Genomic DNA, 15,000 nt, shown 5'->3' on the forward strand with positions numbered 1-15,000 from the left:
CTTCCTCGCATTACGGCAGGTCACATGACCGGCCGGCGAGTGCAATATATCGACATACTGTTGGGTCCTGAGAGAACACGTGAGTGTTTCCTCGAAGGAAGTAACGACAAATAACTGCTGCAGGTCAAACCGCAAGAATTTATTCGTGAGAATGTTTTTGTTGGTGTCTGCGTGAGGTGGTTGTTTGTGTGTTGTTTGAGAACTGCACAGTGGACGCGAGCATCTTTGTTGTAAGTAATGAAGAGCGTACGGTGGATGCCTTGGCACCAGGAGCCGATGAAGGACGTAGGAGGCTGCGATAAGCCTCGGGGAGCTGTCAACCGAGCTGTGATCCGAGGATGTCCGAATGGGGAAACCCAGCACGAGTGATGTCGTGTTACCCGCGCCTGAATATATAGGGCGTGTGGAGGGAACGTGGGGAAGTGAAACATCTCAGTACCCACAGGAAGAGAAAACAACCGTGATTCCGTGAGTAGTGGCGAGCGAAAGCGGAAGAGGCTAAACCATGGGTGTGTGATAGCCGGCAGGTGTTGCATTCGTGGGGTTGTGGGGTTCATTTTGTCAATACTGCCGTGTTGGCCAACAGTAAAAAATCATGAGGTTAGTGGAAGTGGTCTGGAACGGCCTGTCGTAGAGGGTGAGAATCCCGTACACGAAAACTTTGTGACTGTTGTAATGGAAACCCAAGTAGCACCGGGCCCGTGAAATCTGGTGTGAATCTGTCGGGACCACCCGATAAGCCTGAATACTCCCTGGTGACCGATAGCGGACTAGTACCGTGAGGGAAAGGTGAAAAGTACCCCGGGAGGGGAGTGAAATAGTACCTGAAACCGTGCGCTTACAATCCGTCAGAGCCTTTGCACACTTCGGTGTGGGGGGTGATGGCGTGCCTTTTGAAGAATGAGCCTGCGAGTTAGTGGCATGTCGCGAGGTTAACCCGTGTGGGGTAGCCGTAGCGAAAGCGAGTCCGAATAGGGCGATCGTAGTGGCATGCTCTAGACCCGAAGCGGAGTGATCTACCCATGGCCAGGTTGAAGCGACGGTAAGACGTCGTGGAGGACCGAACCCACTTAGGTTGAAAACTGAGGGGATGAGTTGTGGGTAGGGGTGAAAGGCCAATCAAACTCCGTGATAGCTGGTTCTCCCCGAAATGCATTTAGGTGCAGCGTCGCGTGTTTCTCACCGGAGGTAGAGCTACTGGATGGTCTAGGGGGCCCACAAGCTTACCGAAATCAGCCAAACTCCGAATGCCGGTGAGTGAGAGCGCGGCAGTGAGACTGCGGGCGATAAGGTTCGTAGTCGAGAGGGAAACAGCCCAGATCGCCAGCTAAGGTCCCTAAGCGTGTACTAAGTGGAAAAGGATGTGGGGTCGCGAAGACAACCAGGAGGTTGGCTTAGAAGCAGCCACCCTTGAAAGAGTGCGTAATAGCTCACTGGTCAAGTGATCCTGCGCCGACAATGTAGCGGGGCTCAAGTACACCACCGAAGCTGCGGCATTCACGCAATAGCCCCCAGTTGATCCAAGGATTTTCTGGCAGGTGTGTGGATGGGTAGGGGAGCGTCGTGTGGCCATGGAAGCGGCAGGGTGACCTAGCCGTGGAGGCCACACGAGTGAGAATGCAGGCATGAGTAGCGAAAGACGAGTGAGAAACTCGTCCGCCGAATGACCAAGGGTTCCTGGGCCAGGTTAATCCGCCCAGGGTGAGTCGGGACCTAAGACGAGGCCGACAGGCGTAGCCGATGGACAACGGGTTGATATTCCCGTACCCGTGTGAACGCGCCCATGGTGAATCAGTGATACTAACCGTCCTGAAGCCACGAGAAGACCTTCGGGTCTCGAGTTGGTGGATGCACGGGACCTGATCTGGTAGTAGCCAAGCGATGGGGTGACGCAGGAAGGTAGCTGGGCCGGTCAGTGGTAATACCGGTGTAAGCGTGTAGGGCGTGACCTAGGCAAATCCGGGTCGCATATAAGCCTGAGACGTGATGCGTAGCCGATTGAGGCGAATTCAGTGATCCTATGCTGCCGAGAAAAGCCTCTAGCGAGCTTTCACACGGCCCGTACCCCAAACCGACACAGGTGGTCAGGTAGAGAATACTAAGGCGATCGAGATAACTATGGTTAAGGAACTCGGCAAAATGCCCCCGTAACTTCGGGAGAAGGGGGGCCCTGTCTGGTGACGACATTTACTGTCTGAGCTGGGTGGGGCCGCAGAGACCAGTGAGAAGCGACTGTTTACTAAAAACACAGGTCCGTGCGAAGTCGTAAGACGATGTATACGGACTGACGCCTGCCCGGTGCTGGAAGGTTAAGAGGACCGGTTAGTTCTTCGGAGCGAAGCTGAGAATTTAAGCCCCAGTAAACGGCGGTGGTAACTATAACCATCCTAAGGTAGCGAAATTCCTTGTCGGGTAAGTTCCGACCTGCACGAATGGCGTAACGACTTCTCAGCTGTCTCAACCGTAGACTCGGCGAAATTGCATTACGAGTAAAGATGCTCGTTACGCGCGGCAGGACGAAAAGACCCCGGGACCTTCACTACAGCTTGGTATTGGTGTTCGGTTCGGTTTGTGTAGGATAGGTGGGAGACTGTGAAACGGTGACGCCAGTTATCGTGGAGTCGTTGTTGAAATACCACTCTGATCGAATTGGACCTCTAACCTCGGACCATGATCTGGTTCAGGGACAGTGCCTGGTGGGTAGTTTAACTGGGGCGGTTGCCTCCCAAAATGTAACGGAGGCGCCCAAAGGTTCCCTCAGCCTGGTTGGCAATCAGGTGTCGAGTGCAAGTGCACAAGGGAGCTTGACTGTGAGACTGACAGGTCGAGCAGGGACGAAAGTCGGGACTAGTGATCCGGCACCGGCAAGTGGAAGCGGTGTCGCTCAACGGATAAAAGGTACCCCGGGGATAACAGGCTGATCTTCCCCAAGAGTCCATATCGACGGGATGGTTTGGCACCTCGATGTCGGCTCGTCGCATCCTGGGGCTGGAGTAGGTCCCAAGGGTTGGGCTGTTCGCCCATTAAAGCGGCACGCGAGCTGGGTTTAGAACGTCGTGAGACAGTTCGGTCTCTATCCGCCGCGCGCGTAAGAAACTTGAGGAAGGCTGTCCCTAGTACGAGAGGACCGGGACGGACGAACCTCTGGTGTGCCAGTTGTTCCGCCAGGAGCACCGCTGGTTAGCTACGTTCGGAAGGGATAACCGCTGAAAGCATCTAAGCGGGAAGCCTGTTCCAAGATGAGGTTTCTCACCCCCTCGAGGGGGTAAGGCCCCCGGCAGACCACCGGGTTGATAGGCCAGAACTGGAAGTACAGTAATGTATGCAGGTGACTGGTACTAATAGGCCGAGGACTTACCACAAAGAAGCTACGCGTCCACTGTGCGGTATCTGAAACAACACACAGATACCTTGATTTCGATCATCCATCATTCACCAACAATTCTTGTTGGTGGGTGTGTGGAGGATCTGGATCATAGGAAAGTTACTGTGACAGTTTCATAGAGTTACGGCGGTCATAGCGAAGGGGAAACGCCCGGTCCCATTCCGAACCCGGAAGCTAAGCCCTTCAGCGCCGATGGTACTGCACTCGACAGGGTGTGGGAGAGTAGGACACCGCCGAACACAATTTACGAGAGAGCCCCCCAACATTGTTGGGGGGCTTTCTCGTTTCACCCCAAAACCGGTACTCGGTACCAAGCTCACCAGTTGCAGTTCGCGCAGGCATTGAACCTGCCACGGAACGTGCCGCGCGTGGTTAGGCTCGGAGGAGGTTCCCGGCGCGAGAGCGCGGGCCCTCACCTATGCATGCGTGATGACTATGGAGGCTTCGATGACCGATATTCTCGACCGCACCAAAATTTATGTCGACGGATCCTGGATCGAATCGGCAGGTAGCGGCCGTATCGATGTGCTGAATCCCGCGACTGAGGAAGTAATCGCTCAGGTCGCAGAAGGAACCGCAGACGACGTCGACGTCGCAGCTGTTGCGGCGCGCAAGGCTTTTCCCGAGTGGTCGGCGTTGACCGGTGCCGAGCGCGCCGAGTACCTGTCCAAAGCTGCGTCGCTGATTGCCGAGCGTATCGACGAACTCGCTGCGCTGGTGTCTCAGGACATGGGTATGCCGCTGGGTTTTGCGAAGCCCGTACAGATCGGTATGCCGCTCGCGAACCTGAACGCGTTCGCGGAACTTGCACGAACCTACGACTTCGATGCTCATGAGGTTGGCAACTCGTTGATCGTCCGTGAGCCGGCCGGCGTTGTCGGCGCGATCACGCCCTGGAACTTTCCCTTGCATCAGGTGGTTCTGAAGGTCGGCGGCGCTTTGGCAGCCGGTTGCACCGTTGTTCTCAAGCCGACGGAGGTTGCACCTCTGATTACGTATGCGCTTGCCGACATTTTTGATGAAATCGGTTTGCCCGCAGGTGTATTCAACCTCGTGAGCGGATACGGTCCGGTTGTCGGTGAGGCAATTGCGGGCCACCCCGAGGTGGACATGGTTTCCTTCACCGGGTCGACGCGGGCAGGCAAGCGCGTTGCCATTGTGGCAGCAGACACGATCAAGAGGGTCTCACTCGAATTGGGTGGGAAGTCCGCAAACGTGATTCTGGACGACGCGGACCTCGAAAAGGCCGTCACGGATGGCGTCGCAAAGTGCTTCCTGAATTCAGGGCAGACATGTTCAGCGCTGACGCGCATGTTGGTGCCGGCAGAGAAGGTAGACGAGGCGGCTGCAATTGCGGCCGCGGTCGCTGCGCATTTCCCCGTAGGAGATCCGACGCAACCTACCTCGGTGCTGGGGCCGTTGGTGAACGCGAATCAGCTCGGACGCGTTCGCGGATACATCGAGAAGGGTGTGGCCGAGGGTGCCACAGCTGTTGTCGACGGGCGTGAAACAGGTTTGGCCAGTGGATATTTTGTCGGACCGACGGTGTTCTCCAACGTCACCGAGGATATGACGATTGCTCGCGAGGAGATTTTCGGGCCAGTCCTGTCGATCATGGGTTACAAGGACGAAGCCGACGCGGTTCGGATCGCCAATGGCACCGAATACGGGCTGGCAGGCGGTGTCTGGTCGGGTGATCCCGATCGAGCGGATCGCGTCGCACGACAGTTGCGGGCGGGCCAGGTCGAGGTGAACGGCGGCGCATTCAACACGAATGCCCCGTTCGGTGGTTACAAGCAGTCAGGCATCGGACGTGAGGCGGGTACGTTCGGGCTCGAAGAGTTCCTCGAGATCAAGGCAATTCAGCGCTAGTCAAGTTGAAAATGGCGATGCACCCGTACCTCTCCGTGCGGGTGCATCGCCATTTCTGTGCCAGGATCAGGATTTGGCGGCTTCCAAGTGCTGGGCCGAGACGTTTGCCAGGTGGGTGAGGTCGGAAGCAACGGTCGCGAAGGTGTAGCCCTCGCCGAGACGCTGCGCCGCTACCTGCCCGGCTGGCGTGTGGATACCGGCGGCAACGCCTGCCGCGGCAGCTGCTTCGCGAACCCGAGTGAGCGCGGCTTCGAATTCCTCGGACACATCCGGATCGTTGGAGTGCTTGCCGCCGACGGCAATTCGTAGATCGGACGGACCGACATAGACGCCGTCCAATCCGGGTACTGCACAGATCTCCTCCACATTGGCGAGGCCCTGCGGTGTCTCGATCATTGCGAAGACGACGGTGTCGCGGTTCGCGTCGGCGGGAATGGGGCCGACCCGGAGTTGCGAGCGCATCGGCCCGTAGGAGCGAACGCCGAATGGCGGGTACTTGGCGGCAGCGACTGCAGCCGCGGCTTCTTCGGCGTTGTTGATCAGTGGAACTATGACGCCCACTGCGCCGGCGTCGAGTGCTCGCCCGATAGGAGTTGGATTGTTGGCTTCGACTCGCACCATACCGACGGTGGCGGGTGACGAGTCGATGGCGGTGAGCCCGGCGACCATTCCGGAGTAACCGATCAGACCATGCTGCATGTCGAGTGCGATGTAGTCCCAGCCGACGTGTGCAATCCATTCGGTCGAGATGGGGCTGTCGATGACGGACCAGTATCCGAGGATGCGTTCGCGTCCGCGGATACGTGCGGCGAATTCCTGTGCAGACATTGCGGGGATCCTTCTTGGTAAGGGCGGATGATGTCAGCGGTTGTAGTTGGGCATGGGGCCGCGCAATGTGGCTCCGACCTGGTCGCATTCTTCGACGATCGCATTGTCGAGGGCGCCTCGGCTGAGTGCCGCGATGTTGGATTCCAGGTGCGTGACCTTCGATCCGCCCAGGAGTATCGGCCCGGTTGCAGGCTTGCTGACGAGCCAGCGAAGAGCAAGCTCGGTCATAGTGATTCCGGCTTGTTCGGCGATAGTCGACAGTTGCGCGATGGCGTCGAAGATCTGTGTGTTCCAGTACCGCTCTTTGTACATCGACGCGAGGCGGGAGTCGCCGAATCGGCCGTCGGCGGGGTTTTCCTCGAAAGTATGACGCCCGGTCAGTAGTCCACCGCCGAGTGGGTTGTAGACCATGGTGGTCAGTCCGGTTACGTCCGCGAATTCTGCGTATTCTTCTTCGATTCGACGCGCGAGCAAGTTGTAGAGCTGTTGTGCGACGATTGGTCGCGGAGCGCCGACTGTGTCTGCGGTGTAGTTGATTTCGCTGATCTGCCAGGCTGCGAAGTTGGATACACCGAGAGCACGAATCTTGCCTTCGGCAACCAGTTCGGCGACGGTAGTGAGGGTTTCGGTCAGCGAAACGGTTCGATCGGGTTGATGGAGATAGAACAGGTCGACGTAGTCGGTGTCGAGCCTGCGCAGGCTTCCTTCGATGCTTGCGCGGAGCCCCTGTGCCGAGAGGGGGCTGTTGTCACCGGCATCGGGGTGCGGCATTCCGGCTTTGGTGGCCAGGGTGATGGAATCGCGTCGTCCATGTAGGAGTTTCGCCAGCATGCGCTCGGACTCACCACCCGCGTATCCGTTGGCTGTGTCGATGTGCGAGATACCGGCGTCCAGGGCTGCGTCGAGCATCGAGCCCGCTCCCGCTGCGTCGACGGTGTCTCCGAATGTCATGGTGCCGAGCACCAGCTTCGGAAGCTCGAGTGGTGCGGTCATCTGGTAACTCCTTGTGGTGCGGTCTGCTTGGCTAGCAAGTTTCTGGACAGGGCTGCCACCACGTGGCGTGGTTTGATCCCGACCATGGTGGTGGGATCGAGGGCAGCGCCTCGTAGTGCGCGGGTGTACGGCTCGCGTGGGCTGGCGAGAACTGCTTCTGTTGAACCGCTTTCGACGATGGTGCCCTTCGACATCACGACGACAGTCTCACTGATTTCTCGGACAACGCCCAAGTTGTGTGAGATGAAAACGTACGTCAGGCCGGTATCGGCTTGGATTTCACGCAGGAGTTCGAGAACCTGCGCTTGCACCGAAACGTCGAGAGCGCTTGTTGCTTCGTCGCAGACCAGTATCTCGGGCCCGCTGGCAAGCGCACGGGCAATGCCGATACGTTGACGTTGACCACCGGAGAACTCCGCCGGACGCCTATGCAAAGCCGAGCTGGGTAATCCCACGCGGTCGACGAGTTCGGCTGCCGCTCTGGCGCGTTCCGCCTTGCTGCGGACGCCCTTGAGTCGCAGTGGTTCTCCGATGATGTCCTCGGCGGTGAGGTGGGGGTCCAGAGATCCGTACGGATCCTGAAAGACCATCTGGACGCGAGAGCGGAAGGGACGCAGCGATTTCTCCGACATCTGCGCGATGTCGGTACCGTCGACGAGAATGCGTCCGCTGGTCGGTGTGAGGAGTCGCACGATCGATCGAGCGATTGTGGACTTGCCGCATCCGGATTCGCCGACGATGGCGAGGGTTTTACCTTTCTCCACCGCGAAGCTCACCGTATCGACGGCTCGGAAAACTCCGTCGGGAACGGGATACTCGACAACGAGGTCTTCGACGGCAAGCAACGGAGTGTTGTGCGTGCTCATGCCGAGGCTCCGATCTGTGGTGAACGCGTATCGGTGGCGGGGTCGCCGTCCCAAGGTCCCAGGTGAGGTATGGCGTCGAGAAGCTTCTGTGTGTACGCGTTTTGTGGTGTGTCGACGAGGACGTCGGCACTGCCGGTTTCGACAAAGCGTCCGTCTTTCATCACATAGATGCGGTCGGATACGAGTCGGGCAACTCCGAGGTCGTGGGTGATGACCAGCATTCCGATTCCGGTGCGCTCCTGCAACTCGAGCAGTAGATCCAGAATTCCGGCCTGAACGGTGACGTCCAATGCACTGGTGGGCTCGTCGGCAACAATCAGCTCAGGGCCGGCGGCAAGTGCGCCGGCGATCAGGACGCGCTGCAACATTCCACCCGACAGTTGATGCGGGTACTTGTCGAGTTGCTGATCCGGATACGGGATGCGCACCTGTTCGAGAAGTTCCACAGCCCGCTCGATTTGTTGTTTCTTCGCGGTCACGCCGCTGTGGCGCACCGCTTCTCGAAGCTGACTGCCGATGGTGTGGACGGGACTCAGAGCCGTCATCGGGTCTTGGGGAATGAGAGCGATGTGTCGTCCACGAATGTCGTTCAGGATCTTCGTGTTTCCGAGAATGTCCTGGCCTTTGAACGCGACCTTCCCGGAAAGGACGGCAAGATCGTCCGGAAGCAGTCCGAGTATTCCCATGGCCGTCGTCGACTTACCCGAGCCGGATTCGCCGATGATGGTGACGGTTTCACCGGCGTCGATGCAGAAGGACACCCCGTCGACGGCTCGGATGACGCCATTTGCGGTCACGAGTTCGATCTGGAGATCGTCGACCCGAAGAAGATTTCCCATGTCTCACGCCTTCGCTTTCTGAACGCCGCCACGCCTGAACAGGCTTGCGCCCAGTCGTTTCGATCCTGCCGGACGATCACGCAGGCCGTCGCCGAGCAGATTTACCCCGACCACCAGCAGCACGATCATCAGGCCCGTCAGCGTCACGATCCACCATGAAGTGGTGATGTAGTCCTGTCCGTCGGCGATGATTCGGCCCCACGTTGCGAACGGACGTTGCGGTCCCGCGCCGAGGTAGCTCAACGAGCTTTCCAGCAGGACGGCCTGTGCGAGTAGCAACAGGACGACGAGCGATGCTTGCTTGACGATGTTTGGAATTACGTGGCGCACGAGGATGGCCATGCGAGTCAGCCCTAGGACTCTGGCCGCTGCGACATAGGGCTTTTCGCGTTCGACGAGCACCAAGGAACGGGTCAGTCGGGCGACTTCGGGCCACTGCGCGATCGCGATGACAAACGTGATGACGGGGATAGACGGGCCGAACAGCGCGACAACGAGAAGAAGCATCATCAACAGCGGCAGGGACAGCTGTGCCTCGAGGAGGCGAGAGATGACAGTGTCGACCCACCCGCCGAAGTAGCCTGCGGCAGAACCTGCCACGACGCCGATGATGCCGGACACGACGACGGCAAGGATGCCGATCGTCAGAGACACCTGGCCCCCGTGCAGGATTCGCGAGAGTAGGTCGCGTCCGAGTTGGTCGGTGCCGAACAGGTGGCCGTCACTGAGCGGAGGTAACCGCCGCTGGCTCAGGTTGGTTTGATTCGGATCTGCCAGCGGCAGAAGGCCGGCGAGCGCGACGGGAAGGATCACGACGAGCGCGCAGATCGAGCCGGCCCAGATCTTGACGCGGCTGTCTCGCTTACGGCGCGTGGCTCCGGCGCGAGCGAAATCAGCCTCGGTGACTGCGCTGGGTCGCGGTGTTGTGGGAGGTTCCAAGACTGTGGTCATCAGTTGGCGCCCTTTCCGAGGCGTACCCGTGGGTCCAGGAGGGGATAGAGGAGGTCCACTGCGAGTTGTACGAGTACCGCCAGGACAGCGGTGACGAGTACGGTCGCTTGGATCAAGGGGTAGTCGCGAGTCTCGAGTGCACGCACTACCAGCGAACCGACACCGGGCCACGCGAAAACGACCTCGACGACTACGACGCCGTTGAGCATGCCGGCAAATCTGGTGCCCAGCGCGGTGACGATGGGAATTGCCGAATTACGCATCGCATATCGCCACGTGAGTTCGCGTTCCGATACACCGCGTGAACGAGCGACGGTGATGTACGGGGAGGCGAAGGCCGAGACCATTTCGCGTCGAACCATCCGGGAGATCAGCGCGATCTGAAGGATGGCGATAGTGACGGTGGGCAGGATCAGCGACGGCCACGTGGTGAATCCGGCGGCAGGGAGCACCGGGATCAAGACCGCGAAGATCGTGACCAGCATCAGGCCGCTCCAGAACTCCGGCATGGACTGTCCGCCGACTGCGACGACGTTCGCACCGAGTTCGCGTCGTGTGTCCGCATGACGGGCCATCCATACGCCCAACGGAATCGAGAGGACGGCGGTCAGCAGAATGGAGCTGACGGCCAGGGTGATGGTGTACGGAAGTCTGCCGAGAACGACGTCCATGGCCGGCGCCTGGAACGAGTACGACGTGCCGAGATTCAGGTGGAGGAGATCCCACAGGTAGATCAGGTACTGGGAGAACACCGACTTGTCCAAGCCCATGTCAGCCCGGATCTGTGCGAGATCTTCGGTACTGGCCAGCGGGCCGGCCAGAGCGTAGGCGGGATCGCCCGGAGCCATCCGGATCAGGACGAACACTGTTGTAAGCGTGAGGAAGATCGTCAATGCGCTCTGTGCCAAGCGTTTGAGCACGTATTTGAGTGTCGGGTTCATCGCGACACGTCGACGCGGGGAGGTCCCGAGCGTAGTTTGCGGTTTCGGAGCGGTGAGAGTCATCGCCTCAGGCCTCCAATCGGACGACGCCGAGATCGTAGGAGTTGATCGGGGTCAGTGAAACATTCTGAACGCGTGTGCGTTTCGCGAGCAGCGCGTTGGGGACAAAACTCCACAGGCAGGGCCATGTGTTCCAGATGTCCTGCTGCGCGGCGTCGAGAAGCGCGGCACGCCTGGCTGGATCCGGTTCGCTCGATGCGGCTTGGATTTTCGCGGTGATCTCGGGAAAGACGTATCCGTGATAGGTATCGCGAGTTGCTTCCTTCTCGGCGGTTCCCGCATACATGCCCTGCAATGTGGTCAGTGCAAGTCCGGTCTGGTTGCCGTAGCCGTTGCCAAGGACATCCCAGTCTCCGGTCTTGCCCTGACGCCAGGACGAGATGTCACCGCCAGGCTCGAACTGTTGCAGTTTGACGCGTACGCCCACCGCTTTCATCATTTCGAGCACCGATTCCATCACCGATACGTCGTTGGTGAACTCTCCGGTTTCCCAGATGAAGGTGAGTTCCAGATCGTCGGCGCCCTCGGCTTCGAGCATTTGTCGGGCTTTCCGTGGATCGTATTGGTAAGTGCCGGTTTTCACGGCTCCGTCCAAGGTCGAAGGTGCGGGACCGGTAGCTGGGACCGCAGATCCGATCAGCACGTCTCGAGCGAGCGACTCGCCGTCGATGGCGTAAGTCAGTGCCTCGCGGACACGCGGATTGGAGAGTGGATGGTCGGCGGGCTTGCGGAAGTTGAAGAACAGCTGGTTGATTCGAGTACTCGGCACGGTATCAACCTGAACGCCGGGGAGGTCCGCCAGTTGTTCTGCGGAGTCGGGGCTGATCGAGTCGATGACGTCGACCTCGCCGCTCCGCAGCGCAACCACTCTGCCTGCCTCTTCGGGGATGAAGCGAACCTGGACTCGACGAACACCGGGGGCTGGGCCCCAGTAGTTGTCGTTGGCGACCAGCGTGTAATCGCCGGTGCCACGGTTCGATTCGCTGACGACGAACGGGCCGGAACCGACTCCGCTCTGCAGTTCATTCGGTTCGTTGGCGGCCGCCGGCGTGATCAAGATATTCGACATGAGTGAGTCCAGCACCGGCACCGGGGATTTTGTTCGGAGAATGAATGTGCGGTCGTCGATCGGCACCACGGTGGGCCACTCCGGGAATTGAGGGGCGACAAACGATCCGCTGACCTGCTGGTACATCTCCATGGCCGTCGTGACGTCGTCGATGACGACGGGGGTGCCGTCGGAGTAGCGGATTCCCTCGCGGAGGCGAACTGTCCACTCGGTGGGGCCGGTCGAGTCGAACTGATCGGCAAGAACCAGTTGCGGCGTGAGGTTGTCGCCGATACGGGTGAGACCTTGCCGGACACCTCGCTGGGCCGTGACTGCGGCGTCGAATTGGTTGAGTTTGTTGTCGAGGCTGACGAGTGAACGGTTGAGTCCGAGTACGAGCGTGTCTTGGGTCGGCTTGCCGGTGGGTCCGGCGCATGCAGCTGTCGAACCCAGAAGCGTTGCGCCACCGATCAGCCCCGTGAACTGCAAGAAGGAGCGCCGGGAGAGCTGTGGTGTTCGCAAACGAGAATTGGTCATCGGTGACCTTTCGATCCTGACGGGCAGCGTGGGGGCGACGCTCCGAGTGGATTGTTTGCGCACAATCGTGTCGGACTCTCGCTTGTAACTCAGCTCACAATGGCACTGTTGCGCACTTCGCGCAAGTCCCGTAACTTCATTTGCGTACTTCGCGCATCAATTGCGAGACTGTGCATACTCGATTCAGACCGAAAGGGGGTCGAGGTAATTGATGAAACCGCTGGTAGTAATCGCTGATGACCTGTCCGGGGCCGCGGAATCGGCCGCCGGATTTCTGTCCCGCAGTAGCGCCGTATCGCTCAGGCTCCGCCCCGGCGTGCAGGACGGAAGCGATGTGACCGTCTTTGATCTGCACTCGCGGCGTTCCGATCCCGCGCAGGCCGCTCGCGACGTCGGCGCTGTTCTCCATTCGGCTTCGGGCTCCGCCGTCGTGAAGAAGATCGACTCTCTGCTCCGGGGCAACGTAGCTGCCGAGGTTGCAGAACTTACACGCGACGGCTCGCCGGTCATTGTTGCTGCTGGGCTCCCTGCGTTGGGACGCACGATTCGAGACGGCGTCCCACTGATCGACGGTGTTCCGTTGCATACAACCTCGTTGTGGCGCGCGGAGGCGATGCAACCTCCACGTTCGATCGCCGAAGTGCTCGGCAATTCAGTGTCCACCACTGACGTATCGCTGGTCGTCGTTCGGTCCGGAAAGCTATCGGGAGTTCTCGGGGCGATCGCAGATTCCGGATCAGTAGCCGTCTGCGACGTAGAAACGGATGCCGATCTCGACGTGATTGTGGCTGCAGCGCAAGATGTTCCGCAGTCCCGGCTTGTGGGAACTGCTGCGCTGACTGCGGCTGTCGCTCGAAGCCGTGCAGCGCAATCGCCGGGTGCTCCTGTGCAACTTCGTGCTTCGCGAAGCAGTTTGACGGTGGTGGGAACGGCGGACGTCTCCGCGGCTGAGCAGGTGGCCTTGCTTCGGGATTCGGGCGTACGGCACGTGCTCGTGAACAGTGCCGACCTCTTATCGAATTCAGCTGAGCCGTCTACGATTCTGGAAGCCCTCGACAGCGGAAATGTAGTCGTTTCGGTTGGCGGACCGGTCGTACCGGCAGAGGCCGCCCGCTTGGTGTTTGCTCTGGCTGAATTGATCGTGGTGGTAGATGCGAGTCGCGTAGGTCGCGAATACCCACTTGATCTAGTCCTTACCGGCGGTGAGACCGCGCGCAGCGTTCTCGATCGACTGGGCGTCGAGCATCTGTCACCGGTGTGCGAAATCGAATACGGTGCAGTGCTTTCCAGTGACCTGACGGGTCGCTACGTAGTCACTCGGCCGGGCAGTTTCGGCGATGTACGCAGTCTTCTTTCCATCACGGAGTTTCTCTCACGCCCCGCATCGGTCGTCGCTCCGCACAGTCCACGTTCGGTAAATCCTTCAGACAACGAGGTCAACGCAATGCCAATCGAATCCGCACCACTGCCGCTGATCGCTGTCACGATGGGGGACGGCGCCGGCGTCGGGCCCGAAGTGATTGTTCCTGCATTACTCGACGACGAAACCAGAAAGCGTTGCCGCCCGGTTGTTGTCGGCGACGCGAAACGCCTACGTCTGGCTGCCGAAGTACTCGGTATCGATGTCGACGTGGTGGCAATCGACGAGGTCAAGGATGCCGAATTCACGGCCGGACGAATCAACGTCATCGACCTCGATCTGCTGCCGGAGGATCTGGCGTGGGGTGAATTGTCTGCCGTCGCAGGTGATGCCGCGTACCAGTACATCCGTGTTGCAAGCGAACTCGCTGTTCGCGGCGAGGTTCAGTCGATCTGCACTGCGCCCCTGAACAAGGAGGCCCTACACGCGGCAGGCCATATCTTCCCAGGGCATACGGAACTGCTCGCGCACCTGACTGGCACCGAGGAAGTGTCGATGATGCTGTCGACGCCCAAGCTGAAGGTTATCCACGTGACCACGCACATCGGACTCCTCGACGCAGTCGCTCGGATCGAACCCGGACTGGTCGAGCGGACTATTCGTCGAGGTCACGAAGCTTTGGTGCGCACGGGTAATCCGGCGCCGAAGATCGGAGTGTGTGGCATCAATCCGCACGCCGGGGAGAACGGGCTCTTCGGCTACGGGGAGGAAGAACAGAAGATCATTCCGGCCGTCGAACTACTTCAAGCAGAGGGCATGGATGTGCACGGTCCGTTGCCTGCTGATACTGCCTTCTTCTTGGCCGGTCGCGGCGACTACGACTTGATCGTCGCGATGTACCACGATCAGGGGCATGGTCCGGTCAAGGTCCTCGGAATCGAAGCGGGTGTCAACATCACCGTCGGTTTGCCTGTCATTCGTACATCGGTAGACCATGGAACTGCCTTCGATATCGCAGGTAAGGGCATAGCCGAGGCCGGTAGTATGGTCGAGGCGCTGCGGCAGGCAGCCGAATTGGCAACCAGCACATTCGTTTCCAAGTAGGCACGGAGTTTTCGAAGGGGGAGCGATGGCCATCCGAGAGTCGGAGGCGAGGCGGTCGGAGATTGCGAGGCTCGCGCGCACCAGCGGTCTGGCCAGTGTCGAGGATTTGTCTGCTCAATTCGGGGTGACCGCGTCCACGATCCGTCGCGACCTGAGTCAGTTGACTGCGCAGGGGGTTATTGCCCGGACATACGGCGGCGCGATTGCTCTCAACCC

The 15,000-nt window shown here is 59.5% G+C and carries 10 protein-coding genes and 2 rRNA genes (1 of these 12 running past the window's edge); 5 read left to right on the plus strand and 7 right to left on the minus strand.

What is annotated here, in order from left to right:
- The first annotated feature begins 228 nt into the window (after positions 1-228).
- The 3 genes from FFI94_RS02580 to FFI94_RS02590 all read left to right on the plus strand — a co-directional run bounded on the left by FFI94_RS02580 (position 229) and on the right by FFI94_RS02590 (position 5,257).
- Positions 229-3,362: ribosomal RNA gene (locus tag FFI94_RS02580) — 23S ribosomal RNA — on the plus strand.
- A 145-nt stretch (positions 3,363-3,507) separates the two neighbouring features.
- Positions 3,508-3,624 (plus strand): 5S ribosomal RNA (gene rrf, locus FFI94_RS02585).
- A gap of 208 nt (positions 3,625-3,832) precedes the next feature.
- The gene (locus tag FFI94_RS02590) at positions 3,833-5,257 is read left to right on the plus strand and encodes an aldehyde dehydrogenase family protein (protein WP_138871614.1); all 1,425 of its coding nucleotides are present in this window, start codon (positions 3,833-3,835) and stop codon (positions 5,255-5,257) included.
- A 66-nt stretch (positions 5,258-5,323) separates the two neighbouring features.
- Here the strand turns inward: FFI94_RS02590 and FFI94_RS02595 are convergent, their stop codons facing one another.
- Genes FFI94_RS02595 through FFI94_RS02625 form a run of 7 tightly spaced genes read right to left on the minus strand, consistent with a single transcriptional unit; the run spans position 5,324 to position 12,320 of the window.
- Complete coding sequence (locus FFI94_RS02595; protein WP_138871615.1) at positions 5,324-6,085, minus strand: HpcH/HpaI aldolase/citrate lyase family protein; 762 nt, start codon at positions 6,083-6,085, stop codon at positions 5,324-5,326.
- Between the two features lie 33 nt (positions 6,086-6,118).
- Positions 6,119-7,078: an aldo/keto reductase gene (locus FFI94_RS02600; protein WP_138871616.1), complete on the minus strand. Its 960-nt coding sequence runs from the start codon at positions 7,076-7,078 to the stop codon at positions 6,119-6,121.
- Complete coding sequence (locus FFI94_RS02605; protein ID WP_138871617.1) at positions 7,075-7,944, minus strand: ATP-binding cassette domain-containing protein; 870 nt, start codon at positions 7,942-7,944, stop codon at positions 7,075-7,077. Before FFI94_RS02605 ends, FFI94_RS02600 begins: the two co-directional genes overlap by 4 nt.
- Entirely contained in the window at positions 7,941-8,783 is an 843-nt protein-coding gene (locus FFI94_RS02610; protein WP_138871618.1) for an ABC transporter ATP-binding protein, read from the minus strand. Before FFI94_RS02610 ends, FFI94_RS02605 begins: the two co-directional genes overlap by 4 nt.
- Positions 8,784-8,786: 3 nt before the next feature.
- On the minus strand, positions 8,787-9,734 hold the full coding sequence (locus tag FFI94_RS02615) for an ABC transporter permease (RefSeq protein ID WP_138871619.1): 948 nt from the start codon (positions 9,732-9,734) through the stop codon (positions 8,787-8,789).
- The gene (locus tag FFI94_RS02620) at positions 9,734-10,738 is read right to left on the minus strand and encodes an ABC transporter permease (RefSeq protein ID WP_221937737.1); all 1,005 of its coding nucleotides are present in this window, start codon (positions 10,736-10,738) and stop codon (positions 9,734-9,736) included. The genes FFI94_RS02615 and FFI94_RS02620 overlap by 1 nt, the downstream gene beginning before the upstream one ends.
- 4 nt (positions 10,739-10,742) lie before the next feature.
- On the minus strand, positions 10,743-12,320 hold the full coding sequence (locus FFI94_RS02625) for an ABC transporter substrate-binding protein (RefSeq protein WP_138871620.1): 1,578 nt from the start codon (positions 12,318-12,320) through the stop codon (positions 10,743-10,745).
- A 211-nt stretch (positions 12,321-12,531) separates the two neighbouring features.
- On the opposite strand from FFI94_RS02625, the gene pdxA reads away from it, so the two are divergent.
- Together pdxA and FFI94_RS02640 are read left to right on the plus strand one after the other, a co-directional pair.
- Positions 12,532-14,784 carry a 4-hydroxythreonine-4-phosphate dehydrogenase PdxA gene (pdxA, locus tag FFI94_RS02635; RefSeq protein WP_138871621.1) on the plus strand — a complete coding sequence of 751 codons (2,253 nt, stop codon included), beginning with the start codon at positions 12,532-12,534 and terminating at the stop codon, positions 14,782-14,784.
- Between the two features lie 25 nt (positions 14,785-14,809).
- Positions 14,810-15,000: the start of a DeoR/GlpR family DNA-binding transcription regulator gene (locus tag FFI94_RS02640; RefSeq protein ID WP_138871622.1), read on the plus strand. The gene runs 577 nt beyond the window's last position; the window shows 191 of its 768 coding nt (coding positions 1-191); it begins with the start codon at positions 14,810-14,812; the stop codon falls past the right edge of the window.

This window comes from Rhodococcus sp. KBS0724, assembly GCF_005938745.2.
Classification (GTDB): Bacteria; Actinomycetota; Actinomycetes; order Mycobacteriales; family Mycobacteriaceae; genus Rhodococcus_F.

What these genes read in the sequence shown, in the direction of transcription:
- FFI94_RS02590 (WP_138871614.1), top strand. Translation starts at nt 3,833, where the DNA reads ATGACCGATATTCTCGACCGCACCAAAATTTATGTCGACGGATCCTGG.
- FFI94_RS02595 (WP_138871615.1), bottom strand. Translation starts at nt 6,085, where the DNA reads ATGTCTGCACAGGAATTCGCCGCACGTATCCGCGGACGCGAACGCATC.
- FFI94_RS02600 (WP_138871616.1), bottom strand. Translation starts at nt 7,078, where the DNA reads ATGACCGCACCACTCGAGCTTCCGAAGCTGGTGCTCGGCACCATGACA.
- FFI94_RS02605 (WP_138871617.1), bottom strand. Translation starts at nt 7,944, where the DNA reads ATGAGCACGCACAACACTCCGTTGCTTGCCGTCGAAGACCTCGTTGTC.
- FFI94_RS02610 (WP_138871618.1), bottom strand. Translation starts at nt 8,783, where the DNA reads ATGGGAAATCTTCTTCGGGTCGACGATCTCCAGATCGAACTCGTGACC.
- FFI94_RS02615 (WP_138871619.1), bottom strand. Translation starts at nt 9,734, where the DNA reads ATGACCACAGTCTTGGAACCTCCCACAACACCGCGACCCAGCGCAGTC.
- FFI94_RS02620 (WP_221937737.1), bottom strand. Translation starts at nt 10,738, where the DNA reads ATGACTCTCACCGCTCCGAAACCGCAAACTACGCTCGGGACCTCCCCG.
- FFI94_RS02625 (WP_138871620.1), bottom strand. Translation starts at nt 12,320, where the DNA reads ATGACCAATTCTCGTTTGCGAACACCACAGCTCTCCCGGCGCTCCTTC.
- pdxA (WP_138871621.1), top strand. Translation starts at nt 12,532, where the DNA reads ATGAAACCGCTGGTAGTAATCGCTGATGACCTGTCCGGGGCCGCGGAA.